Genomic DNA, 23,087 nt, shown 5'->3' with positions numbered 1-23,087 from the left:
CTTTTCAATACCCCTCGGGTACAAAAGAATGCGTTGGGCCAATAGCTCAATCAGGTTGAGCGCTCGGCTGATAACCGGGAGGTTCGCGGTTCAAATCCGCGTTGGCCCATACCGAGTTCTTCCCGTTGTTGGCTTTACCGAAACCGGAGCTACAGCGCTGTAGTTCGCTGATTTCGGCGGAATTGAAAAGTGCCGTTGAAGGAAGTATTTATCAACTCGCAAGGGAACCTTGCGGACCCTGCCGCCGTCTGGCGTTTACTACGGCTCAGGCTGTTATCACGGGTGAGCCTGCCTTCGCGATTCCGACCGGCAAAAACACACCCGGAAGGCTTTCCTTCCAGTTGTCTGTCAGTAGCTGTATGCGACGACGCCAGTTCCTCGCGGGCGGCACAGTCCTCCTCTCGGCTGCTGTCGCTGGTTGTGGCCATCCCTCCGACGTGCTGGACATGGACGACGCGACAGCGGCCGACATCGCCGACGAAGTTTCGATATCGCCTGACTCCGAATCGGCGGAATACACGGTTGTCTCAGCGGCCATCGAAAACGGCTCCGCGACGCGCCGGGGCCGAAACGAACTGTTCGACCAGATAGATACCGTCCGGATCGATGAGACCTTCTACGAAGTTTCGGAGACGCCACTTGAGAGCAACGAAGTGACAGTGTACGAGGTGCGAATCGATTTCGACCCGGCTGATTCGACGGCTGAAATCGGTGAAATCGCCTATGAGGAGCTACCGGCGGTGGACCGCCAGCGCCTTGACCCAATTATTTCAGACGACAACCCGCCCAGCGGGGACGGATACGATGTGGGTATCGGATACGGAACCGCCGCGGAAGTGGGTGACGGGTCGGCGTTCGTTCCGGAGCGCCAGTACGATATTATCGTCCACGACGGCGACCGCTACCGGGTGACGGTCAGCACACGAACGACAACAGAGACGAAATACCGGTACGAAGCGACGGAAGTTGCGTCGGGTGTCGACTCGTTTGCTGACCAGATCCGAGACCAGTACCTGTTCACCCTTACGGGCCTTTCCGAAGCCGAACGAGAAGTCGTTGAAGAAGCGATTGACGGCGGCTACTTTCAGGATGACGAGGCCTTCCGGTCAGTCACTGACCGCATTCGGGAACACGAAGGGATCGAGGTCACAGATAGCTACGGGACGTGGCTTCTGGCGTACGAACAGGTCGAGTATCTCACGTACGTCGAGTGATAGTCAGCAGTCAAGGACTAAGGCGACTCGGCCGGCGCATCGGACCGCTCTAACTTCAGCGTCTGCAGCAGGTATCGGTTATAGTAGCCACTGAAATTCAATGTACACCTGATCGCACGAGAGCAGTGCGCTCAATGTGTCACTCGTTTCAACTGATACTGCTGTCGGTGAATTCGTCGAACAGGTCGGCGACACGCTTTTCGATCGCATCTCGGATTTCCCGGACCTGTTCGATTGGCTGCCCGTGCGGGTCCTCTAGCGCCCAGTCGCGCACTGCGACATCGGCGTCGAGTTCAAGCGTCGAACATCCCATTGTCGCAACGACGGTACACTCGTTGAGTTCGTCGTTCGAAACTGCCTGCGGAACCCGGTCAGAGAGGTCCATATCGAGTTCACCCATCGCTTCGACGACCTCCGGGTGCACTTCGTCCGCGGGGTCTGTGCCTCCGGTCAGGATTTCGACCGCATCTTCGAGTCCGCGACGGGTGCGCTCCCGCTCGGCAAACGCTGCGGACATCTGGCTTCGGCCCGCGTTCTGGACGCAGACGAATCCGAACTTCAGCGGTGCATCAGTCATCGTGTAACCGTACCGAGCGAGTGGAATAATCCTTCCTAAGACCACTATTGTGGGCTATATAACTGAGACCGTCTACCGTACGGCAGTCGCGGCTGGCGAGCGGGACGCTCTCACGTGCGTATAGACCCTTCACACTGAGGGGACAGTTCCTTCGGCTATCCAAGTCCGTGCCTGAGTATATGCCGGAGTACCGCTTCACGTGCCCGAAGTGTGATGCGTGTGCAACGGTCGACGGTGGCGTCCGCGAGCGCCTGTTGGTTGTTGGATGCCCAGTTTGCGCTGGAGGTGTCGATACCCCGGCGTTTGTTGAGGTCTCGCCACACGGGACCGACCGACCCTGAGCCACGCCGTTGTCCGTGCTGAATTGGTCCAAGAGCTGCGATGTCTGGGTCGCAGCTTTCAATCATTACACAACTTATTTGAACCTATCTCAAGACTGACTGAACATGATAGAGGACGCACTTCGCTACCAGACACAGGGCGACGACTGGGTCAAACGCGTTGCCCTCGGTGGGGTTGTACTGTTTTTCGGCTTTTTGATCGTTCCGCTGTTCACGTTTCAGGGATACATGCTCAAAGTGATGCGCCGGGTCCTCAGGGGCGAGACTGACACGCCGCCGGCCTGGGACGAACTGGATCTGACCGACATAACCGTTGACGGAATTCGACATACCGTTGTCGTTATGGGGTACGGTTTGTTGCTCACGCTCGCGCTTGCTGTCCCGGGCCTGCTGGTGATCGGCGGTGGACTCGGCGGCTCTGAAGGATTGCTGCTCGTGGGCTTTCTCGTCGCCGCCTTGCTCTACCTTATCGGCGTTCTCGCAATGGCAGTGATACTGCCCGTTGCGACGGGGAACTTCGTCCGGGCGGACAGTATCGCTGCGGGCTTTGACCGTGATGTTCTCTGGTCTGTCGGCACGAGCCGAACGATGCTGATGGCTGTGGTGATGGCGTTTGGGGTCAACATCCTCATCTCCGTTGGAGCGACCGTTCTGGGATTCACCATCATTGGCTACCTTGCAGTTCCGTTCCTCGCGTTCGTCGGTCAGTCCGCGATCATGTACGTCTGGGGGCGTGGCTTCGCGGACGCATACGAGGAGGAGTACGGTGAACCGCCGCTTGCACCCACGACTGGGACTGGCGGGACACACAGGTCCGGACCAGCCACGACAGGCGTGGATGAGCCGACGGGAGACAGCTACGCCGATGACTCGAGCTGGAGTAGCGATACCGACGATGACGGATTCGGCACTTCGGCCTGGGACGATGTCAGTGACAGTGACAGCGGGCAACGCTGATAGCAGTCACCCGACATGGCTGGTCACCTGTAACGCAAAATATCGTCAGAAGTCGCTCAACTGCGACTGCAACCCGGCGACGAGTTCGGACTTGCGCCGTAACTGTCCGAGACTGACGGGGAGTTGGTCGGCAATAGCTGTCAGTGTCTCCCGGAAGGACTGTGCGGTCCCGGGTTCGCCGTCAAACGCATTCCGGACGCCCTCACGCACCTGCCAGACGCCGACTGGTGCCCAGTAGTCGTCGGTGATTTCCCGCAGTACCAGACACTTCGCCTGTTTGTCGCGCTCCTGCAGGTGTTCGAGGACACCGAGGCGTGCCGCGTAGTACGCTCCCGCAGTCTCCTCGACATAGGCGGTCCGTCCCTCGTAGCCCTCGTGAGCGCTAGACATGTAGTAGCCTGTCTCGGGACGGGGGTTCCAGACGCTCTGGGGGGCTTTCATCTCGACGAGTTCGAACTCCCAGCGGCCGGGCGCAAGCACCACCCAGTAGCGGTTTCCCATGTACTCGTTGTACCACAACTCCGGCTTGTCGATGGTGTCGGCGTTGCGTAGCGTGCCGCGGACGTACTGCCCGACCGTGTCGTCGACGGCGGTAATCGACCACCGTGTCGGCACCAGCGACCGCTCGCTGGCCTGCCCGAGCGCGCCTGCCGAGAGGATGGTGTTGATATCGTACACGTCGAACCCGCGGCGGTACAGGTACGCCATTGCACCCTCCGCGCGCCAGTCGTCGTCCGACAGCGTCTTTTCGACGGGCCGGGGGACGTGGGGGTTCTCCGCCAGGTCCGCACCCGTCGCGTGTGCCCGTGGCCCCGTTGGCGTCCCAACATCGTCGAAGTTCACATCCATCTCGGGAGTGCCGTCGAGACCGACCTCCACGTCGACGGGATGATCCGCGATGGCGACTTCCCGCTGGACGCCGACGAAACCGTTCCAGACGTCGTGGACCCCGCTGGTACCGCGCCCACCACCGGCGCTGACCGAATCGACTGACGTGGTCTGGGTGGAGTTCACCATGCCGGTCCGGCGCTGGAGTACGTCCTCGATGCCAAGCCCCTCCTGATACCAGTCGCCGCTGGTTGCGAACCCGGCAGCGGCGGCGTCGGTATCGACTGGAGAGAGCAGGCCCGTTGAGACGTTGGGGTACCCCGACCGACCGACGAATATCTCGGGGGCCGTCGATCCGAACAGGGAATCGCCCTGCACTGCTGCCTCGAACTGCTGCTCGACGTCTTCAAGGTGGTCCGTGATGGCGTAGGATTTCTCCGCCGCAAGGCGGCGCCGCTGTGCGGCTTCGTCCTCCTCGAACCCCTCGATGAACTCGTCGAGTTGCATCTGTCACGCCTTCGGCCCTCCCCGATAAGAACCTTTCCGGCGGTCCGTGAGAGAGCAACTCTTACAGGGCCGGATTGAGTAACAACAGGTGATATAAATCATGACAAATACAACGAAGTGGTTCCTGCTCGGCGCGACGCTGGTCAGCATGGCTGTCGTATTCGTCTCGGCGGTCATTCCAGTCGCGTATGAGCAGGCGCTGGTCAACCTTCTCGTCGGAGAACTTGCGGCCCTCACGCTCGCACATTCCACCTATCGGGTCTCATCGGGGAAACAGGCAAGCCCTCTCGCAGCGGCGATAGCTGTCCTGTCCGGTATTGTCCTGTTTCTCTCACCCGTCCTCATTGAGCCTGTCGACCCCATTCTGTCAGTAATGTTCGCCGCTGGTGCCGTCGTCACTGTCGGCGGGCTGGTTGGTGTTCTGGGTCGGGTGCTCGGCAGTGAGGAGAGTCGACAGACTGGTGCTGAGCGAATCAGCAGAAACGCCGGGAACTGACGGGCCGACCACAACGTCTATACCGACGGGTCAGCCACCCTCGGACGATGCCGGTTATCGAATGCGACGAGACGACGGCCCGCGAGCGACTGGCGGACGCGGGACTCGACATCCAACAGGGGAACACTGACCACGAGCGCTGGCGCGTCGAATACGGCGGCGCGACAGCGGTCGCCTACGACGGGAAAGTCGTCGTGCAGGGTGAGGGGACCGCACGACTTGAGGCCCTGCTGCGCGGCACTGACGGCGGGCGCGTCCATGCATATTTTGATGGCGCATCGCGGGGTAACCCGGGACCAGCCTCGGTCGGCTACGTGCTGGTCAACGACAGCGGGATTGTCACGGAGGGTGGAGAAACGATAGGAACGGCGACAAACAACCAGGCGGAGTACAAGGCGCTCATCCGCGCGGTTGAAGTCGCACGCGATTACGGATTTGACGATGTCCATATCCGGGGTGACTCAGAGCTTATCGTCAAACAGGTCCGTGGCGAGTGGGATACGAACGACCCCGAACTGCGCGAGCACCGTGTCCGTGTCCGCGAGCTACTGACAGACTTTGACGACTGGCAGATCGAGCACGTTCCGCGGGAAATAAACGACCGTGCAGACGAACTAGCTAACGACGCACTCGACGATGACTGACCTGCCGACAGATGTGACCGAACAGGCCGAACGGCTGACCAGGCTCGCTCGCGAAGTAGTTGATGATGCCGAGGCCGACGCCTACAGGACTGAACGCGACGAAATCCTCGCGGAGTACGACTACACTGCCCGTATCAGAAACGACGAGACGGGTGACGTACTCGTCTGCCATCCCGTCGAATGGGTCGATGATGACGTCATCCGTCCGGAGCGGGTCGACGACATCGACCGAGGCGTCGAGATACGGCTTTCAGGCCCCGGCGACCCGGACGAGTGGGCAGAGATCGACGCTGCAAACCGCGCTGTCGTTGAAGCCGTTACCGAAGCACACGGTGAGACACACGGCGCCAACGCGGAGTTGCTCGCTGATTTCATGGGTAATCACTACGCGAAACCGATCTCGGAGGCGACGCCGGACGAAATTCAGGAGTTTCGAGACGACTATGTCCGACGAAATGCGTGGCCAACTGCGGAACAGCGGTCGGTTCTCGACCAGTCGATCCGTCTCACTGTCGAAGAAGCCGGTGGTCGCGCTCCTGACGCATAATCGTCTGGTACACCTGCCGGTGAGCAGTATTTGTCTGCTGTTAAGAAGTGGTTAACAGTAGTTCGCAGGTGCCCAGGTGCGAATCTACTGCTGCGCCGCGATCAGATCACGGAGTTCGTCGGCTCGGCCGTCATCGGAGATGAACTTTCCGAACACCCATCCGAGCTGGTCAAGGACTGCATCCTTGCCCGACTCTGTCAGGGAGTACTGGTTCGTTCGCTTGTCGAGTTCGCTCTTCTCGACGAGACCCATCTCGACGAGGTCGTCGAGGTTCGGGTACAGGCGACCGTGGTTGACTTCGTCGTTGTAGTATTCTTCTAGTTCGCGCTTGATAGCGAGACCATACCGCGGCTCTTCAGCGAGTATTACTAGGATATTCTGCTGAAAAGCGGTAAGATCTTTTGCGATGCCCGGACTGTCAGTAACTGTTTGTGCCTCTGACATAGTTGAGTAAATGTCAGCAAGCTATTTAACACTTGTTAACTCTGGCGCACAACGCCTGCTGTGGGGCATTAACCACCATACAACTAGCAGCTACAGTAGTATCGGAAAAATTATATTATGCGCCCTCAGTTGAATTGAGTTTCCGATTAATTTGCTTTCAGATTGTCGTTTACAGGTGGTAAGTGTAATCTAAGAATATATCTATAGTTAGATATTATTGGGTTATATAGGGCATAATACCGAATAGCTGCGGCTATTACGAAAGGACTTTTTGACGGCGTCGCGCAGTCGCCGGTGATGACGAACCTCTGGGAAGACCTCGAAACCGGACCGAACCCCCCCGAAGAAATCTACGCCGTTGTTGAGTGCCTGAAAGGCGAGCGTAACAAGTACGAGTACGAGAAGGACATTCCCGGTGTCGTCCTCGACCGTGTCCTTCACTCGAACGTTCACTACCCGTCCGACTATGGTTTCATCCCGCAGTCGTACTACGACGACGAGGACCCGTTCGACGTGCTCGTCCTCGTCGAAGACCAGACGTTCCCCGGCTGTGTCATTGAGGCCCGCCCTGTCGCCCTGATGAAGATGGACGACGATGGCGAGCAGGACGACAAGGTCATCGCAGTCCCGACTGAGGACCCGCGCTATGACCACATCGAGGACCTCGACGACATCCCACAGCAGACCCTCGACGAGATTGACGAGTTCTTCTCCACGTACAAGAACCTCGAAGAGGGCAAAGAAGTCGAGACGCTAGGCTGGGAAGACAAAGAAGCCGCAAAGGACGCTATCGTCCACGCGCAGGAACTCTACGACGAAGAGTTCAACTGACGCGTCCGGGACCATCTTTTGCGGTTTTTGTTCCGTTGGCGGTGTATTTCCAGAAGTAATACCGGCAGGTACCTCCGATTATGTATGAGCATGGGTAATTTTTTGTCCGTGTAACCGCTATCGGTACGTGTATGGCTACTGATGACACCGACGCAGCGCTGGACCACACGACTGTTGTTCCGCGAGTCGAGCGACGGTCGACACCCGGAATCGCACATCTGACGGTGGTTCCGGAGAACGCGGACCAGTCGTCCTGACCGTTGGGCTGTGTCGATTATTTTGCCGCTTTCGGTGACGCGGCGCCGAAAAGAAGTTTCTTGTTCCTGACCTGACTAACAGACAGTATGGGATTATTCGACCGATTGAAGGGCGACGACGCACCGCGTGTTGCCTTCTTCGGCATTGACGGCGTACCGTTCAGTCTTATCGACGAACACCCCGACGTGTTCCCGAACCTCACCGAGATGGCGTCGGACGGAAGCGCCGGCCCCATTGACAGCATCGTCCCTCCCGAGTCTAGCGCCTGCTGGCCAGCGCTGACGACCGGTGTTAACCCCGGCCAAACGGGTGTCTACGGGTTCCAGGACCGCGAAGTCGGTTCGTACGACACCTACGTCCCAATGGGACGCGACGTGCAGGCGACGCGCCTCTGGGACCGCATCACAGACGATGGCCGCAATGCCACGGTCCTGAACGTGCCGGTCACGTTCCCACCCCAGCGGAACGTCCAGCGGATGGTCTCGGGCTTCCTCTCACCGGGCGTGGACAAGGCCGCTTACCCGGACGAACTCCGTGACAACCTTCAGGACAGCGACTACCGTATCGATGTCAACGCCAAACTCGGCCACGACGACGACAAAAGCGACTTCGTCGAAGACGCTCACAAGACGCTCGAAAAGCGCTACGAGACGTTCAAACACTACGTCGAACAGGACGACTGGGACCTGTTTTTCGGCGTGTTCATGACCACGGACCGGGTCAACCACTTCCTCTTCAAGGACTATGAGCGCGACGGCGAGAACCAGGACGCCTTCTTTGAGTTCTACAAGCAAGTCGACGCGTATCTCGGCGACCTGCGCGACCGGCTCCCCGACGACGTGACGATGGTTGTCGCCTCGGACCACGGCTTCACCTCGCTCGACTACGAGGTCCACTTCAACGAGTGGCTTCAGGACGAAGGGTGGCTCGACTACGCGACTGATGACCACTCCGAACTCGGCGACATCAGCGAGGACACCAAGGCCTACTCGCTTATCCCCGGCCGCTTCTACATCAATCTTGAGGGCCGCGAACCGAACGGCGGCGTCCCCGAAGACGAGTACGAGTCTGTCCGCGCGGACCTCAAAGAAAAACTCGAAGCGCTCGAGGGCCCGGACGGCAAGCCCGTCGCAGACCGTGTCGTCACCAAAGAAGACGCCTACCGCGGCGACCACGACGACATCGCACCGGACCTCACTGTCGTCCCGAACCACGGCTTCGACCTGAAGGCCGGATTCAAGGGCTCCGAGGACGTGTTCGGCGTCGGGCCGCGAAACGGTATGCACAGCTTCGACAACGCGACGCTCATGGTCGACGACCCGGATGTTCGCATCGACGACGCCGACCTCTACGACATCGCGCCGACCATTCTCGACCTGCTCGACCACGACTTCGACCGCGCAAAGTTCGACGGCAGTAGCCTCGCCTGAGGCTCCTGTTGCGACCGAGAAATTCTGCTATTTAAACCGTTAGAACAGTCCGTCCAGCTGGTCGTTCGTGAACTCGTCCGGGTCGGTCGTTCCACCCTGTGAGTTCGCCGCTTCTGTGGCGCGCTCCATGAACTCGTTGACCCGCTCGGACCGTTCGACGCCCGAAAGGACGATGAGCGACGCGATTTTATCGGAGCCGAGCGGGAAGTCCCCGCCCCGGACCTCCATACTCCCGGTCTGGTCTTCCACCCAGCGGCGCGCTCGCTCGACGCCTTTCCGCGAGAGGCGTTCGGGGTCACCCGCGACGACGAGGAGGGCGGAGTCAGCCTTGACCGCGTTGGGTAGACTCATGCTCGTAAGGAGGGCTTTCCGGGTAACGCTGGTGATAGTGTTGACGTTCTCGCCGGCATCCTCGCTGGCCTCGGCGCTGGCGTAGCCGATAGAGGCGATGCCGCCGCCCCTGAGTGTGTTGATGATCTCCGAGGAGTCGACGACGCTCTCGCCGACCCCCTCAACTGCTTCGCCGGAGGCGAACAGCAGGCCGACGCGCCGTGAGATGGCGTCATTGACGCGTTCAAAGCCGGCGGCGACGCTGTCGCCGCTGCCCCGCCAGGCGTCATTGTCGACGAGGAGGAGGGAGTCTGCCTCGCGGGCAGCGGTCTTGAGCGAGCGACCGGCGTTGGCCTGGTAGAGGCCGCCCTCGTCCCGGCCGGGAAGAATGCCGAGGACGTACACCGGCTTCTCGTAGATGCGCTTGAGTTCGCGGGCGAGCATCGGTGCGCCACCGGAGCCGGTGCCACCGCCGAGTCCAGCAACGACGACGATGGCCTCGGCTTCGGTCGTAATTCGACCGTCGAGTTCGTCGAGCACTTCGGTGGCGTTCTCCTGCATAACCTGCGCCCCGAGCTCGTTGTCACCGCCAACGCCGTGACCTTTCACGCGGTCCTGTCCGATGAGGGCCGTGTCGATATCGAGATTCTGGAGGTCGGCTCGCGCCGTATTAACGGCGAGGGCCCCCCGGACAGCGTCGAACCCCATGTCGTAATCGAACTGGGCAAGCGACTGGGTTACTTTCCCGCCAGCCTGCCCGACACCAATCAGGACGACTTTCATATCAAATGTCTCGTGAGGGTGACTAATCAACGTTGTCCTCACACTGTGAACGGGCGACAAAGAAGGTGAAGCGGCCCTTGGCGTGGAATGGCGGACGTGGTTCCTTAACCTGAAGCGCGTCGGGTGGTTACTCGACCCGGAGCGTGTAGATCCGCTTACGCGCGTCGGAAAACGAAAACCGGGAGTCGATGACGCCGACATCTTCGAGGCGAGAAAGAGCGTACCGGACTGTCCGCGGCGGCAACAGGGTCTCCTCGGCGAGCTGGCTCTGGGTCAGGGTCTCGTTGTACTCCAAGACTTTCGCGACGAGTTTTGCGCTCGGCGGGAGATCGCGGACGGCGTCCCATCCACTGTCCTCGTCCTCGCTGTCAGCATCAGCGGATTGGATATCGGATGCGCTCATGGTACTTCCATTGTATCCAATACAGAGTGATAATATTTTCTGTTCGCTATTATGCTCTGTGGAAATGTTTCGGCAAAAAACGCGGCCGCGGACGGAGTCTATGCCCGAAAGTTTACCTTCGGTACATCCGGTGTCACAGACGTGGACGAAGTCGAGGTCAGCACAGTCGTGTATGCCCCACCCGAAGAGGTGTACGAGTTTCTGCTGGATTTTCCGGGCTACGCACGATATTCCGAATATCTCGACCGCGTGGTACAGGACGGCGACGGCTCGCCGGGGACGAACTACGACCTCGTATTCTCGTGGTGGAAGCTCTCCTACACCGCTCGGTCGGAGGTGACTGACGTTTCGCCGCCGACGCGTATCGACTGGCGGATCGTCAAAGACATCGATGCCGAAGGGTACTGGGCGGTCGAGCCTGATCCGGACGACGTTCTGGCGGACGAGCAGACGGCCTCACGGGTGCGATTTCACGTTGCGTTCGACCCGGGGTCGGCCTCAGACAGCGCTATCGACCTTCCCCGACTCGTTTCGATGGACTGGGTAATCGAGAAAGTCAAGCCACTCATCCGCAAGGAGGCGACCAAAATCGTCGAACGTGTCGTCGAGGATCTTGAAGGGCAGGAGCGGGATGTCGATCTGGAGATTCATGCCGGTCCGGATTCGGTATAACGCGGCGAGGGACCGCTACTCGGGCGTCTCGTAGTCGCCGCCGTACCGGATGAAAAAGTACGCGAGTCCGAGCGTCGCGACCATCACGAACGAGGTTGCAACCCCGAGCGTCTTCGCGCTGTTTGGCACTTCGGGAGGGCCGGAACTCCCACTACCACCGCCGCCGCCGCCGGAAGACTTCGTCGGGTAGTCCGTCCCGACGACGATGGCTCCCTTCATGCCGAGCCCTTCGTGTGGCACGCAGACGTAGGGGTAGATGCCGTCCTCCTCGAAGGTGTGCTCGTAGTTGACGCCGGCGCTAGAGACGGCGCTCCCGGAGTCAAGCGGACCCTCACCGTCCGAGACGACGTTGTGGCCGCCGCCGTTGCCCGTCCACTCGAACTGGACCGTTGCACCGTTGTCAACGTGGATCGCGGGTGGGCCGAAGCCGAACGCCCCGCCGTTTGCCTGCACGCCGACTTCTACCGTCGCCGTGTCCTGTCCGGTTGCATCGGCGACTGAGCCATCGTAGTTGCCAACCTGGTCGAGGAACCCACCAAAATCCGGCGGCCCGCCGCCGCCACCTTCGGTGCCTTCCTGTGCGGTCGCGGTGCCTGCTGCGGCCGACGCAGCCGTGGCCCCTGCCGCTGTCCGCAGGAAGCCGCGACGGGACACGTCCGCTCTACCGTCTGTCATACCTGACCGTTTGGGACTCCCCGTCCTGAATATGTCGGTTTCGAATCGGGGCCGTACTTTTCACAGTGGCATCACAACAGCCGCGGGTGCCGTGAAACATTTAACGCCGGTAGACCGAAACCACCGGTATGTCTACCGGAAGCCAGGGGGTCGTCGGCGGGATCCGTATCGACCTCAATCGGTTACACGAAACGTGGATGGAGCTCGTGTATCCACGCCAGCGAAACGCTAACGACACCGTTCTCGGGACGTGGACACCGGACTCCGCGTTCGGGATGGCCCTCTACCGTCTCTGGTCTGCGCTCGGTGTCCCAGTCATCGCGCTGGTGTATCCGCTGGTACTGTGTGGCGTCGTCCTGCGCTACCAGACCCGCCGCATTGACGGCACGGCGACCCGCCTGGGCGTTGTCGGTGTCGTTCTACTTTCTGTCCTCGCCTGGGGTGGCTTAGCGGCCCTTGCCCGGTTCGAGCCTGGGAGTATCGACCTCGTGTCGGGCGGGTTCACCGCTGTCGCTGTCGCCGGCGGGGTTGCGACGCTGTCGGCCGCGCTCGCTGTCACGTTCCGGCGGGTCGGCGGTCGCGGGACGACGGTCGCGCTGGCATATCCGTTTGCTATGACGGCCATCTTCCTCCCGCCGGTCGTCGCGGCGCTGTACTCAACGACTGTCGCCTCGGTCGTCATCCCCGCGAGCGACTCGCTGTCCCGGTGGTTCCTCTACGAAGTGCTGGCCACTGTCGGTGTCGCGGAGTTCTTCATCGAGAACTTCGATCGGGAAGGCATCGCCTACGTCATCATCTGGCTCGGTATCTCCATCCCGCTGGGGTGGGTGCTCGGCCTGCTGGTGACGCTTGCGGACTTCGTCCGCCCAACCGAGTGACTGCAAAGCCACCGTGTAGACGACCCTGGCTCCTGTTCTTGATGGGATGGAAGCCGGCAAGATGTTTCTGAAATAGTGGTGTATGGCCGGAACTTGTCCGAACCGCGCGTGATGGAGACAGAGGACGTACTGGGTAGTACAGTGACCAGCATCAGCAGCCCATAGTTGTAGAAACTGTCTGAGAATCGATGTTTCCGGTGTCGTCAATACGGACTTCTGCAAACCGGGAATTACAGTCGAAATGATCAGTCGTTACTGGGTACGTACCAGTCGTCTGTGTTGATTCGTCGGTTATCTTGAGAAGGTAGCCCGGAGACCGAATTTCTAACCAAAGTGTCCCGTTCGGTGGAAGTGTTTCTGTCTGGGTTACGACTGAGGAGGAACTCTCATTATGCAGTAATTCGACAGAGACAGTTCGGCTCGCCGGGCTATCATTCCAGATCTGAATTGGCAACCTATCTCCAGCTCCATCAACTCGGATGACGGTCGTGGGTTCCGCTTTCGTTCCCTGATACGGGGCTGGAACGGATGGATCAATCGTTAGCGTGTCAGATGTCGTTACGTCGGGCGGGCCACTGAGGTGTGAGAGAGCGGGAAACAAGAACGCTGAAACGACGATGCCGGCAACAATGATGAGAATGACCGTAAGAAGCGGACGGATATTCACACTACAAGGGACTTCCTTCTGTGCGTATCTGCCTTCTGGTTGTCACATCGACGGCGCGTACCGGTCACATCAGTCACTTTGAATCGGCGCAACTCGGGGTTGCGGTGACTTGCCCTGCGGGCTGTGTGAACCGAAAAAGACCGCTACGGACTGGCGCGGAATTCGCCGTGCTTCATTCCGAGGAAGAACGCGACGACCGAGAACACAATCATCGAGGGCAGAACCATCATCAAGACCGTCGAGAGAGTCATCACAGACGTGAGCCCGACCGTTGCGATAGCGACGATTACGACGAGCGGGGCCACTGCGGGCACAAAGTCAAAATCCATACATCCGATTGTAGCCGGACAAATAAATTCTTTAAGAAAGCAACAGCGTCGATCAACTGACTGGCCAGCGGTTCGGTTCTTCACCCGCACCAACACGATGAGTACTGCGTACCCGTGAAGTACACTGCTGACGAACGTCTGCCCGGTCGCTACGACGGCGTCGCGTCGTCCGGCCGAACAACGGTTTCCTCGGGCGCGTCTCCATCGGCAACAGCGATATCCGCAGTCTCGTTGCCGCCGAACACAACCGTCGCACCGGTCCGCATCGGTGCAAGCAGTCCGACGACAACCGCGCCCGCAGTCGTCATCGGTGCCCGAAGCGCGACGGTCGTCTCCGCGTCGATATCGTAGTCGGCAACGACACGGCCGCTTTCGGCCATGAGTTCGCCGTGCGTGTATGTTCTGTCGGCCGCCAGAACAGCGTCGTCGGGCGCGACCTCGCCCGGCGGCTGAAGTGGGTTCTCGCTCCACAGTTCTCGCTCGAACTGGGCAATGGTGGGGTCATCGACCGGGCCACCGTAGGCCAGCCCCTTGGTCCCCGGTCCCTGCGTGTAGCGGTCGAGCCACGCCGCTGGCGCGACGAGCGCCGTCGCGTCGACTGCATTCGGCGGGTCCATATCAACGACCGCGCCGTCGAGCGCCGCTGCGAGAAAGGCAAGCAGTGCGTCCGGGGCGTCCCGAAGGTAGCCCGGTCGGTCCTCGTCGGTCGGCTCTTTCGGACCGACGACGACGGCGACCCGCGTCCCGTGCCGGACCCCGTAATGTCGCAGCAGATTCCCGCCTTTCCAGGCGTTCGTGGCGAAATCGGAGTAACTGTACGGCGCCGCCCGCTCCGGCGAACGAAAGAGGACGCCGTCGCGGTCGCGGGCCTGCGCGACAAGGTCACCGAGTACCTGCATATGTCGTCGTTCGGCCCCACCGATGAAAAACAGCGCGGCCACAAAGCCGATGTGGGTGGCTATCCCCACGCTCTAGAAATGAAACGACAGCAACAGGTTGCCGACGTGCTCAGGCACAGCGACATCGACACGCCGCCCGCGTACCGGTTGCTTGACGTGGTGGCTGAACTCGGCGACATCGCGGCACAGGTCAACGAAACGACCGGCTACGGCACCGATTTGACGGCACTATCGATACGGGAAGACGAACTCGGCGACGCTCTATTTGCACTACTCGCGCTATGTGAACAACTCGATGTCGACGCCGATGCCGCGCTCTCGTCGGCGCTGGCGAAATACGAGGGACAATCAGGCACAAGCGGGACGCCGGCAAGCGGGGACTGACTACAGCGAGTTCTTCAGTTTCTCGAAGAAGCCTTCATCGACATCGACCTCTTCGCCGCCGGCCTCCGCGAACTGTTCGAGGGCCTCCTTCTGTTCGGCGTTGAGGCTGTCGGGTGTGACGACCTGTACCTGCACGTAGAGGTCGCCGTGGCCGCGGCGGCGGAGCCGCGGCATCCCCTTGCCCTCCAGTCGGAACACTTCGCCGCTCTGGGTGCCGCTTGGCACGTCGACTTCCACCTCGCCGTCCAGCGTCGGGACGGTGATGGTGTCACCGAACACTGCTTGCGGGAACGAGATGGCCTGCTGGTGTTGCAAGCTGTCGCCGTCGCGCTCGAAGTCCGGGTGGTCGCGGACCTGTACCTCGATGAGCAGGTCGCCGTTCGGGCCGCCGTTTTCCCCGGGCGCGCCCTCGCGCTCCATCCGGAGTGTCTGCCCGTCGGCGATGCCGGACGGAATCTCGACTTCGAGGCTCGCATCGTTCTGGACAACGCCGTTGCCCCGGCAGGTCGAACACGTTTCGTCGTACAGCGTCCCCTCGCCGTCACACCGGCGGCAGGTCGTCCGCTGCTGCACCCGCCCCATCGGTGTCTGCTGGACCTGCGTCGTCTGGCCCTGGCCGTTACACTCCGGACAGGTCTCCGAGTCGGCTCCCGGCGGATGCCCGGCCCCGTCACAGTCGTCGCAGGCTTCCGGCCGGGTGACGTTCAGTTGCTTCGTCGCGCCGTTGTAGGCCTCTTCGAGGTCGATTTCCAGTCGCGTCTGGAGGTCCTGCCCCTGCCGCCGTCGGCTGCCACCGCGTCCGCCGCGGCCGCCGCCCCCGAAGAACTGGTCGAAGATATCCTGCATATCGAAGCCGCCAGCGCCGCCACCGAACGGGTCTCCACCCATCCCACCGCGGCCGCCGCCACCACCAGCGCCGCCGCGCTTCTCGGCCTGTTCGAAGCGCTCGTGGCCCATCTGGTCGTACATCTGGCGCTTCTCCTCGTCGGTGAGGACCTCTTTGGCCTTCTTGGCCTGCTTGAACTTCTCTTCGGCGTCGGGGTCGTCGCTCACGTCCGGGTGGTATTCCCGGGCTTTCTCCCGATAGGCCTCCTGAATCTCGTCTTCGGAGGCGTCTCGAGAGACACCCAGTATCTCGTAGAAATCCTGACTCATTCGTTGTACAAGGCTTAGACGATTGAGCTACTTCAAAAGAACGGGTTGCCGACTAGTCGTGTTCGACCCGTACCGGGGCGCTTATTTTTGTGCCGGGGGAGGATTCGAGCAATGAGTCCTGAGTCGTCTCGTGGGCATCGGGGTCTCGTCACGGTCGAGCGAGTCGCAGTCTGGGGGCTCGCGGCGCTGGCTGTCGTCGGGCTTGTTGCACTCGTCGTCGGCCCCGGTGCGGACCTGCGGACGGCGTCGCCGTCGGTCACCGTCGACAGCCAGTTCGACGCCGAGGCGGGAACGGTCACGCTTACCCACGCCGGCGGGGACCGGCTCACGGACACCAGTACGCACGCGCTGGCGCTCATCGTCACTGACGCTGACCGGAACCGCTCTACCACACTAACGTGGGCCGAGGCAGAACGGCTGCCCGTCGTGCCCGGCGACAGCGTCGTTGTTGACGACCCGCGCGTGGACTCGAATGGTGACGGAAATTATCTCGACGGCGACGCCTCGGTCGGCTTCTACCTCGACAGCGGCGACACCGTTGCGGTCCGCTGGACTGGCCGGCCACTCGGTGCACCGGACGAGCGGACAACGACGCTCGATACAGTAACGCTCGGTAACAAAACTGGCTGACTGTTCCCCCTCCTCAGGTGGCCCGTTATGGCATTTCTGGGAAGCGTCCCCGGCCGTTTGCGGCGGTGCTCCTGTTCCGTGTGTCGTCACGGACCGACGGGTCCAGTGTGGACATACACGTCTCCGGTTCCGGTCACAGTCACTCCGTAATCACCCAGCTGAAACGAGAGTGATACGGCGCTGTCCGGCCCTGACGAATGGACAAATAGCTGGTCAAGCGCGTCCGGATCGAGCGTTTCGATGAGGGGTGATAGCTCTATCGCCTCTTGCCCAGCTGCGATTGCAACCGTTTGTACGACCGCTACTGACGGTGAGACTGTGTTCCAGTCGAACTCCGCGTGGAGCGTGTCCGGATTGTCGGATGTCCCGTCGGGCCGCCTGTCGGACCCACTCATTACTAGCAATATGTTGACCAAACAACTTAATTCTACTGTCAATCAATAAGTTGTAATTATGATATGTGAAGTGTCTACCTAATTATCGAGTAAACGCTGATAGAAAGCTTTCACTGCTGGATGTGAACAGTCCTTTATGATTGCAAGCTGATACAGTAGCTGTCCGCTAAACTTGTATTTCTCTGTCGGCCGTTTCCGCCAAGAAATGACACTACAGACGAAATACTGCCAGTGAAATAGCTGCTGTAGCGTGTCTGACACGACTGCGTCCGGCTGAGTATCACTCTAAACGCACTCCCTGATGCCTGTCTGGGCAGTTTTTCTGAAAGAGGCACGCAGCAGATGTGGTTGGGACACATAGGATGCCGCGTGCCAAGTACCTCTACTCCGGACCGAGGTATAACAGTTGTGTGATTAACTGAGTAAACAAGGGCAGGACGCCGACGCGACCGACACGTGGATCAGCACGTGCGACAACCGAGTCCGGACTGCCACAATACGCTCTGTGGCCCCATCAAGCAGCGCTAACTCCGATGAGAGCCGGCAATGTAGCAGTAACAACGTCTTTTACCTGTGGGCGTCATCTTCCTACATATCCTCGGCTTCCACCGAGATGAAGGTTGGGACACATGACATCTGATGCAACACACGAAGAAGCGGTAAGTTTACTACAGGAGTTGGGTTTGAAAGAGTACGAGGCGAAGTGTTTTGTGGGGCTCTCTCGGATGTCCAGCGGCACGGCGAAAGGATTGAGCGAGGTAACTGAAGTCCCGAGGACGCGTGTTTACGATGCCGTTCGGATTCTCGAAGCGAAGGGGCTTGTCGAAGTCCAGCATTCGAGCCCCCAGCAGTTCCGGGCCGTCCCGCTCTCCGAGGCCACCGAAACGCTCCGCGATCAGTACGAAGAGCGTATCGAGCGCCTCCAGTCCGCACTGAGTGAGATGGGACGCATCGAAGCCGACAATGACGAGGCTGAGCTACAGGAGGTCTGGTCGCTTTCCGGGTCCGACGCTATTGAGAACCGCGCTGCGGCGATCAGCGCGGACGCGACCGACGAAGTGGTCCTCGTCATCGGCTCCGAAGCGGTCCTCACCGAGCCGCTAATCAAGCAACTCAATTCGCTCGACCCGAATGCAGACCTCATTGTCGGGACTGGGTCCGCCTCGATACGGGACCGCGTGGAACAGGAAATCCCACGCGCCACTGCGTTCCTGTCCGAACTGGACTGGCTCCACAGTGAAATGATACCTGAGGAGGACGCTGCTGTCGGACGACTCCTGCTTGTCGACCGGTCGACTATGCTCGTCAGCTCAATCAACCCACAGACTGGCGACGAACAGGCCATCTTCGCGACCGGGCTCAGAAACGGGCTCATCGTCATCGCACGCCGTCTCCTCTCGCAGGGCGTCGTGGAGATGACCCCACTAGAGCAAGACTAACAAGCCATGTGCGCGGGCCGTCACCGCCCGCTTCTCTCACTCGTCGTAATGATCGGAGAGAAACGCAAGGAGCGGCCGGACCCGGTCGTACTCCGGGCCCCGTGTTACCCAGTGCGTTTCCCGGTCCCACTCGATGAGCCCCATCTCTGCCAGTTTCGGGAGCTGCCGATGATAGAGTTCCGCCGGGATTGCCGGCTCTCCCACTGGCGTCCGACCGCCGTCAAACTCGGAGACAGTTGGCCGCCACCGCTCCGCATCACATAACGCGAATAGTACCTGACGGCGGTCCTCGTGTCCCACCGCGTCGAGTTGCGCGCTCAAACACTGTGGCTGAATCTGTTTTTGATTGCTCACTGCGCGGCCGTACGCTCGGCTATCGAATATATGTGTGACATTTTCATTATGTCTTATTGTTTTGAATATCAGGGTGAACGAAACGAATCCGGGGCTTCTGTGTCCGGATCACACAATAGAGGCTCGGAACGGCCGCTGTTACCGATTCACCGCATGCGTGGCAAATGTCGATCCCTTCCGAGAAAGATAGTCTGTCTATTCTGCGAGCTCGGCGATTGGGTTACACCGCTGAGCGGACGACGCCGATTACCCGTCGTCGCCGTCGTCCGCGCCTTCAGCCGACGTCTACCGGGGGAATGAAACCGACTTACTCTTCGTCGTCTTCGTCAACGTCCTCGAAGTCGGCGTCGACGTACTCCTCGCCCTGCTCGGCCGCGCCGCCTGCTGCGCCGCCCGGTCCGGCAGCGCCACCCGGACCAGCGCCCGCGGCACCGCCTGCGGCCTGCTGGGCCTGATCCTGATACATCTGCTTGCCGATCTCCTGCAGTTCTTCGCTCAGGGTCTCGGTGACCGCCTCGTAGTCCTCTTTCGTGGCGTCCTCGTCTTCGAGGACTTCCTCGACGTCCTCGATTTTCGCCTCGATATCGGACTGGAGGTCCTCGTCGATCTCCTCCTCGTTTTCGTCGAGGAGTGTCTCGGCGCGGCGGACGGACGCCTCGGCCTCGTTGCGCGCTTCGATGCGCTCGCGGCGCTGCTCGTCCTCTTCGGCGTGCTGTTCGGCCTCCTGTTGCATCTCCTCGATCTGGTCGTCGGAGAGGCCGGCACCGCCTTCGATGGTGATGTCCTCCTTGTTGCCCGAGCCCTTGTCCTCGGCTTCGACGTTGACGATGCCGTTCTCGTCGATGTTGAACGACACCTCGATCTGAGGCGTGCCTGCGGGGGCCGGTGGGATGCCCGAAAGCGCGAACGCGCCGAGCAGTTCGTTCTCCTCGGCGATTTCACGCTCGCCCTGGAAGACACGGATCTGGACCTGTGTCTGGTTGTCCTGAGCGGTTGTGAAGATCTTCGATTCCTCGGTCGGGATGGTGGTGTTCTTGTCGATGAGTCGCTCGAACAGGCCGCCCTTGACCTCGACACCCAGCGACAGCGGCGTCACATCGAGCAGGACGATGTCGTCTACATCGCCCGAAAGGACGCCAGCCTGAATGGCTGCGCCCAGCGCGACGGCTTCGTCGGGGTTGACGTTCTTTTTGGGCTCCTGCCCGGTCATCTCTTCGACCTGGTCCTGCACCTGCGGCATCCGCGTCGAGCCACCGACGAGAATGACTTCGTCGATGTCGCTTTTGGTGTAGTCCGCGTCGGCAAGCGCCTGCTCCGTCGGGCCGACGGTGCGCTCGATGAGATCCTCTGTGAGGGACTCGAACTTCGCGCGCGTGATCTTTTGCTCAAGGTCCAGCGGACCGTCGTCGGTGGTCGCGATGAACGGGAGGTTGATTCGGGTCTCCTTGCGCGAGGAGAGCTCGATCTTGGCCTCCTCGGCAGCCTCGGTCAGGCGCTGGAGCGCCTGCCGGTCGTCGCGGAGGTCGATGCCGTGTTCGGCCTCGAACTCGTCTGCGAGGTAGTCGATGATGGCGTGGTCCCAGTCGTCGCCACCGAGGTCGTTGTCCCCGTTGGTCGCGACAACTTCGTAGACGCCCCCACCGAGGTCGAGGATGGAGACATCGAAGGTGCCGCCCCCGAGGTCGTACACGAGGACGGTCTGGTCGGATTCATCATCGAGCCCGTAGGCCATCGCGGCCGCCGTCGGCTCGTTGACGATTCGTTCAACCTCGAAGCCGGCGATCTCGCCGGCATCCTTGGTTGCCTGGCGCTGTCGGTCGTTGAAGTACGCCGGGACCGTAATAACGGCCTTCTCGATCTCGTCGCCGAGGTACTCCTCAGCGTCGTGTTTGATCTTCTGGAGGATCATCGCCGAGACCTGCTCGGGTGTGTACTCCTCCCCGTCCAGTTCGACCGAGTAGTCGTCTTCGCCCATATGGCGCTTGATCGACTGGATGGTCTCGTCGGGGTTCTTTACCGCCTGGTTCTTCGCCGGTTTCCCGACAAGCCGCTCACCGTCGTCGAACGCAACGACAGAGGGTGTCGTCCGCTCGCCTTCACCGTTGACAATGATTTCAGGGTCGCCACCTTCCATGACCGCGAACGCGCTGTTCGTGGTCCCAAGGTCGATACCCAGAATCTTGTTGCTCGCCATCTTACCCGCTCATAGCGGATTGGGCCGGTTAAAAGTTGCTAGATGTACTGATTGGAAAAACGGACAAAGGGGCCTCCTCCGGGCGGTTTTATACTCGGTGGACTTCCCTGACCGGTGATTATTTAATGTACCGCAATACGACCGCTATACCGCCGGAGTGCCCGCTACTCCTCGCTCTCGCTGACGGTCACCTGTGCCTCGCGCAGCACTTTGTCGGCCATCTCGTAGCCCGGCCGGTGGACATCGGCGATTGCCCCGTCCGGCTGGTCGCTGTCGACGCGGGCGAGCACCTGATGCTGTGTCGGGTCGACGTCTCCGCCGGGGTCGGGGTCGATGACTTCGACGTTCTCGGCATCGAGGACATCGTCTAGCTGGCGAAGCGTGGATTCGACTCCACCTCTGATATCGGTGTCCTCGTCCTGTCCGAGCGCACGCTCAAGATTGTCTCGAACGTCGAGCAGGCGCGTCACGAGGTCCTCGGTGGCACGCTTCTGTTCCTGTTCGCGGCGCTTGTCCATCCGCTTCTTGTAGTTCTGGAACTCCGCTTGCTTGCGCTTGAGCTTCTCCTCTAGCTCCTCGATGTCACCGTCCTGCTGTTCGACCTGCGATTCGAGACTGTCTACGCGCGTCCGTAGCGCGGAGAGTTCCCGAGCGATGTCTTCGGGGTCCGATTCGGCGACCCGGTCGACCAGGTCCTCGTCGGTGTCGAACTCGCCTAGGTCAACCTCGTCCGCGTTGACGTCCTCGGGCACGTCCTCGAGATCCGCGTCACCGTCCGCTTGCGCCTCGCTCGCGGTCGACTCCTCCGTCGCGGCCGTGTCGTCGGCTGCGTCCTGCTCGGTCATACCCGATAGAAGTCGTCACGTGGATAAAAGGATTCAGAAACGGCGTGACGCTGACACTCCGAACCGAAGCTGGTGTCACAGGAGGAAGCTAACGACCATCAGAACGAGGAAGACGACGACGAGGATCTTCGCGATTCGCATACTGAGCCCCGCAACGCCACGCAGCCCGGCCAATCCGGCGACAACAGCGAGGACGAGAAACAACAGCGCCAGTTCGAGGAACCCGCCGCCGGACTGGAGCGGGACCACTGTTAGTATGTGCTTCATGACGGTATGTAGCGCCCCCATCTCAGTTTATTATATATCCCCTAATCAGGGACCAACAGCAAACGCGCTTGGGTCGTACTGGAACCGCGTCCGGTAGGTCGCCCACTCGTCGAACTCTTCGAGACGGTACTTGCTGAACGACGGGTTCCGAACTAACTCCAGTTCAGCGAGCCGTTCTTGCACCGGGTCGAAAAGGGCTGTCCAGTCGAGTTCCCGGAGCGACTCGTCCGGCTCCGCCTCGTTCTTCGTGAAGGTCAATCCGTCGTCAGTTCGCTCGATGGTCCCGTACTGGTACCGACTCCAGACGGTATATTCCCCGAACGGAACGGTCTCAGTCGGTGGCGGCGGTCGGCGGTACTGCGCCTGGAACCGCTGGTGTGTCTCACCGCCGCCCCACAGCACTCCGCGGGTGAGGAGTTTGATCCGCTGGTTGGCGTCTACGCCACTGTTGTAGATGATACGTGCATGCTCGTACTCGCTGGACCGGAACTGTTCGGCGACGCCGTCGTCGTGGTGGATGTCGACCTCGTGTTGATACGGCAACGGCGTCCGGAAGGCGCGTTCGAGCACCGAGACCGTCTCAGCGCCCCGGCGCAGGTCGTCGTACGGCCCCGTTCCACGCCACTGCGCCGGGTCGGCCTCGTTGGGATCGACCCATCGGTCCATGCTAGCAATATGTGGGAGACGGTCTTAGTTTTTCCCGCGGGGCGGCTG

At 60.6% G+C, this 23,087-nt stretch carries 28 protein-coding genes and 1 tRNA gene; 14 read left to right on the top strand and 15 right to left on the bottom strand.

The features are described 5' to 3' along the window. Window positions 1-35 precede the first annotated feature (35 nt). Window positions 36-109, top strand: a tRNA-Ile gene (locus G9463_RS10585). 250 nt (window positions 110-359) lie between these two features. Then, on the top strand, window positions 360-1,214 hold the full coding sequence (locus tag G9463_RS10580) for a hypothetical protein (RefSeq protein WP_165896667.1): 855 nt from the start codon (window positions 360-362) through the stop codon (window positions 1,212-1,214). A 148-nt stretch (window positions 1,215-1,362) separates the two neighbouring features. Here the strand turns inward: G9463_RS10580 and G9463_RS10575 are convergent, their stop codons facing one another. Then, entirely contained in the window at window positions 1,363-1,791 is a 429-nt protein-coding gene (locus tag G9463_RS10575) for a low molecular weight phosphatase family protein (protein ID WP_121303775.1), read from the bottom strand. A 446-nt stretch (window positions 1,792-2,237) separates the two neighbouring features. On the opposite strand from G9463_RS10575, the gene G9463_RS10570 reads away from it, so the two are divergent. Then, window positions 2,238-3,089: a DUF4013 domain-containing protein gene (locus G9463_RS10570; protein ID WP_121303774.1), complete on the top strand. Its 852-nt coding sequence runs from the start codon at window positions 2,238-2,240 to the stop codon at window positions 3,087-3,089. 45 nt (window positions 3,090-3,134) lie between these two features. Here G9463_RS10570 and nreA read toward each other — a convergent pair whose 3' ends face one another. Next, window positions 3,135-4,424, bottom strand: coding sequence for a DNA repair protein NreA (nreA, locus tag G9463_RS10565; RefSeq protein WP_121303773.1), 1,290 nt, complete (start codon window positions 4,422-4,424; stop codon window positions 3,135-3,137). 100 nt (window positions 4,425-4,524) lie between these two features. Between nreA and G9463_RS10560 the strand changes: the two genes are divergently transcribed. From G9463_RS10560 to G9463_RS10550, 3 genes are read left to right on the top strand one after another with little or no spacing between them, the layout of a single operon-like run. Next, a complete protein-coding gene (locus G9463_RS10560) occupies window positions 4,525-4,920 on the top strand; it encodes a hypothetical protein (RefSeq protein ID WP_004964070.1) in 396 nt (131 codons plus the stop codon). Window positions 4,921-4,967: 47 nt separating this feature from the next. Then, window positions 4,968-5,564, top strand: a complete 597-nt coding sequence (gene rnhA / locus G9463_RS10555) for a ribonuclease HI (protein ID WP_004964067.1) — start codon at window positions 4,968-4,970, stop codon at window positions 5,562-5,564. Beyond that, complete coding sequence (locus G9463_RS10550; protein WP_165896666.1) at window positions 5,557-6,111, top strand: rnhA operon protein; 555 nt, start codon at window positions 5,557-5,559, stop codon at window positions 6,109-6,111. Before rnhA ends, G9463_RS10550 begins: the two co-directional genes overlap by 8 nt. 84 nt (window positions 6,112-6,195) lie before the next feature. Here the strand turns inward: G9463_RS10550 and G9463_RS10545 are convergent, their stop codons facing one another. Continuing rightward, a complete protein-coding gene (locus G9463_RS10545; RefSeq protein WP_007189118.1) occupies window positions 6,196-6,555 on the bottom strand; it encodes a PadR family transcriptional regulator in 360 nt (119 codons plus the stop codon). Between the two features lie 297 nt (window positions 6,556-6,852). Here G9463_RS10545 and G9463_RS10540 point away from each other — a divergent pair, with 297 nt between their 5' ends. The 3 genes from G9463_RS10540 to G9463_RS10535 all read left to right on the top strand — a co-directional run bounded on the left by G9463_RS10540 (window position 6,853) and on the right by G9463_RS10535 (window position 9,074). Beyond that, window positions 6,853-7,386 carry an inorganic diphosphatase gene (locus G9463_RS10540; protein ID WP_007189117.1) on the top strand — a complete coding sequence of 178 codons (534 nt, stop codon included), beginning with the start codon at window positions 6,853-6,855 and terminating at the stop codon, window positions 7,384-7,386. A gap of 131 nt (window positions 7,387-7,517) precedes the next feature. Beyond that, complete coding sequence (locus G9463_RS24330) at window positions 7,518-7,643, top strand: hypothetical protein (protein ID WP_004593838.1); 126 nt, start codon at window positions 7,518-7,520, stop codon at window positions 7,641-7,643. A gap of 87 nt (window positions 7,644-7,730) precedes the next feature. Continuing rightward, window positions 7,731-9,074, top strand: a complete 1,344-nt coding sequence (locus G9463_RS10535) for an alkaline phosphatase family protein (RefSeq protein WP_165896665.1) — start codon at window positions 7,731-7,733, stop codon at window positions 9,072-9,074. 39 nt (window positions 9,075-9,113) lie between these two features. On the opposite strand, the gene G9463_RS10530 is transcribed toward G9463_RS10535, so the two are convergent. Further along, a complete protein-coding gene (locus G9463_RS10530; protein WP_165896664.1) occupies window positions 9,114-10,187 on the bottom strand; it encodes a tubulin/FtsZ family protein in 1,074 nt (357 codons plus the stop codon). A 127-nt stretch (window positions 10,188-10,314) separates the two neighbouring features. Beyond that, complete coding sequence (locus G9463_RS10525) at window positions 10,315-10,590, bottom strand: helix-turn-helix domain-containing protein (protein WP_004964048.1); 276 nt, start codon at window positions 10,588-10,590, stop codon at window positions 10,315-10,317. Window positions 10,591-10,731: 141 nt separating this feature from the next. Here G9463_RS10525 and G9463_RS10520 point away from each other — a divergent pair, with 141 nt between their 5' ends. Beyond that, window positions 10,732-11,262 carry a type II toxin-antitoxin system RatA family toxin gene (locus G9463_RS10520; RefSeq protein WP_121303954.1) on the top strand — a complete coding sequence of 177 codons (531 nt, stop codon included), beginning with the start codon at window positions 10,732-10,734 and terminating at the stop codon, window positions 11,260-11,262. Window positions 11,263-11,277: 15 nt separating this feature from the next. On the opposite strand, the gene G9463_RS10515 is transcribed toward G9463_RS10520, so the two are convergent. Continuing rightward, window positions 11,278-11,937 carry a halocyanin domain-containing protein gene (locus G9463_RS10515; protein ID WP_004964043.1) on the bottom strand — a complete coding sequence of 220 codons (660 nt, stop codon included), beginning with the start codon at window positions 11,935-11,937 and terminating at the stop codon, window positions 11,278-11,280. Between the two features lie 128 nt (window positions 11,938-12,065). Here G9463_RS10515 and G9463_RS10510 point away from each other — a divergent pair, with 128 nt between their 5' ends. After that, window positions 12,066-12,815, top strand: coding sequence for a hypothetical protein (locus G9463_RS10510; RefSeq protein ID WP_007189114.1), 750 nt, complete (start codon window positions 12,066-12,068; stop codon window positions 12,813-12,815). An 810-nt stretch (window positions 12,816-13,625) separates the two neighbouring features. Here G9463_RS10510 and G9463_RS10505 read toward each other — a convergent pair. Further along, a complete protein-coding gene (locus G9463_RS10505) occupies window positions 13,626-13,811 on the bottom strand; it encodes a hypothetical protein (protein WP_004964038.1) in 186 nt (61 codons plus the stop codon). A gap of 149 nt (window positions 13,812-13,960) precedes the next feature. Continuing rightward, window positions 13,961-14,710 (bottom strand): hypothetical protein, encoded by a 750-nt coding sequence (locus G9463_RS10500; protein WP_007189113.1) that lies wholly within the window; start codon window positions 14,708-14,710, stop codon window positions 13,961-13,963. Here G9463_RS10500 and G9463_RS10495 point away from each other — a divergent pair, their 5' ends adjacent. Continuing rightward, window positions 14,711-15,094 (top strand): MazG-like family protein, encoded by a 384-nt coding sequence (locus tag G9463_RS10495; RefSeq protein WP_007189112.1) that lies wholly within the window; start codon window positions 14,711-14,713, stop codon window positions 15,092-15,094. It abuts the gene before it with no gap. Here the strand turns inward: G9463_RS10495 and dnaJ are convergent, their stop codons facing one another. Next, the gene (dnaJ, locus tag G9463_RS10490) at window positions 15,095-16,249 is read right to left on the bottom strand and encodes a molecular chaperone DnaJ (RefSeq protein ID WP_004964030.1); all 1,155 of its coding nucleotides are present in this window, start codon (window positions 16,247-16,249) and stop codon (window positions 15,095-15,097) included. Window positions 16,250-16,360: 111 nt separating this feature from the next. Between dnaJ and G9463_RS10485 the strand changes: the two genes are divergently transcribed. Continuing rightward, window positions 16,361-16,879, top strand: a complete 519-nt coding sequence (locus G9463_RS10485) for a hypothetical protein (RefSeq protein ID WP_165896663.1) — start codon at window positions 16,361-16,363, stop codon at window positions 16,877-16,879. An 86-nt stretch (window positions 16,880-16,965) separates the two neighbouring features. Here G9463_RS10485 and G9463_RS10480 read toward each other — a convergent pair whose 3' ends face one another. Beyond that, a complete protein-coding gene (locus G9463_RS10480) occupies window positions 16,966-17,274 on the bottom strand; it encodes a HalOD1 output domain-containing protein (RefSeq protein ID WP_004964021.1) in 309 nt (102 codons plus the stop codon). 629 nt (window positions 17,275-17,903) lie between these two features. Here G9463_RS10480 and G9463_RS10475 point away from each other — a divergent pair. Continuing rightward, a complete protein-coding gene (locus tag G9463_RS10475) occupies window positions 17,904-18,713 on the top strand; it encodes a TrmB family transcriptional regulator (protein WP_165896662.1) in 810 nt (269 codons plus the stop codon). Between the two features lie 36 nt (window positions 18,714-18,749). Here G9463_RS10475 and G9463_RS10470 read toward each other — a convergent pair whose 3' ends face one another. The 5 genes from G9463_RS10470 to G9463_RS10450 all read right to left on the bottom strand — a co-directional run bounded on the left by G9463_RS10470 (window position 18,750) and on the right by G9463_RS10450 (window position 23,039). Further along, window positions 18,750-19,067: a hypothetical protein gene (locus G9463_RS10470; RefSeq protein WP_370457908.1), complete on the bottom strand. Its 318-nt coding sequence runs from the start codon at window positions 19,065-19,067 to the stop codon at window positions 18,750-18,752. Window positions 19,068-19,374: 307 nt separating this feature from the next. Beyond that, a complete protein-coding gene (dnaK, locus tag G9463_RS10465) occupies window positions 19,375-21,261 on the bottom strand; it encodes a molecular chaperone DnaK (protein WP_165896661.1) in 1,887 nt (628 codons plus the stop codon). A 164-nt stretch (window positions 21,262-21,425) separates the two neighbouring features. Continuing rightward, window positions 21,426-22,106, bottom strand: a complete 681-nt coding sequence (locus tag G9463_RS10460) for a nucleotide exchange factor GrpE (RefSeq protein ID WP_007189108.1) — start codon at window positions 22,104-22,106, stop codon at window positions 21,426-21,428. A gap of 75 nt (window positions 22,107-22,181) precedes the next feature. Further along, window positions 22,182-22,373, bottom strand: coding sequence for a DUF1328 family protein (locus G9463_RS10455; protein ID WP_165896660.1), 192 nt, complete (start codon window positions 22,371-22,373; stop codon window positions 22,182-22,184). A gap of 45 nt (window positions 22,374-22,418) precedes the next feature. Then, the gene (locus G9463_RS10450) at window positions 22,419-23,039 is read right to left on the bottom strand and encodes a hypothetical protein (protein WP_165896659.1); all 621 of its coding nucleotides are present in this window, start codon (window positions 23,037-23,039) and stop codon (window positions 22,419-22,421) included. Between the last annotated feature and the right edge of the window lie 48 nt (window positions 23,040-23,087).

It is taken from the genome of Haloarcula sp. JP-Z28, assembly GCF_011440255.1.
Taxonomy (GTDB): Archaea; Halobacteriota; Halobacteria; order Halobacteriales; family Haloarculaceae; genus Haloarcula; species Haloarcula marismortui.
Note: the sequence above shows the minus strand (reverse complement) of the source record. Positions and strands in the feature narration are given on the sequence as shown.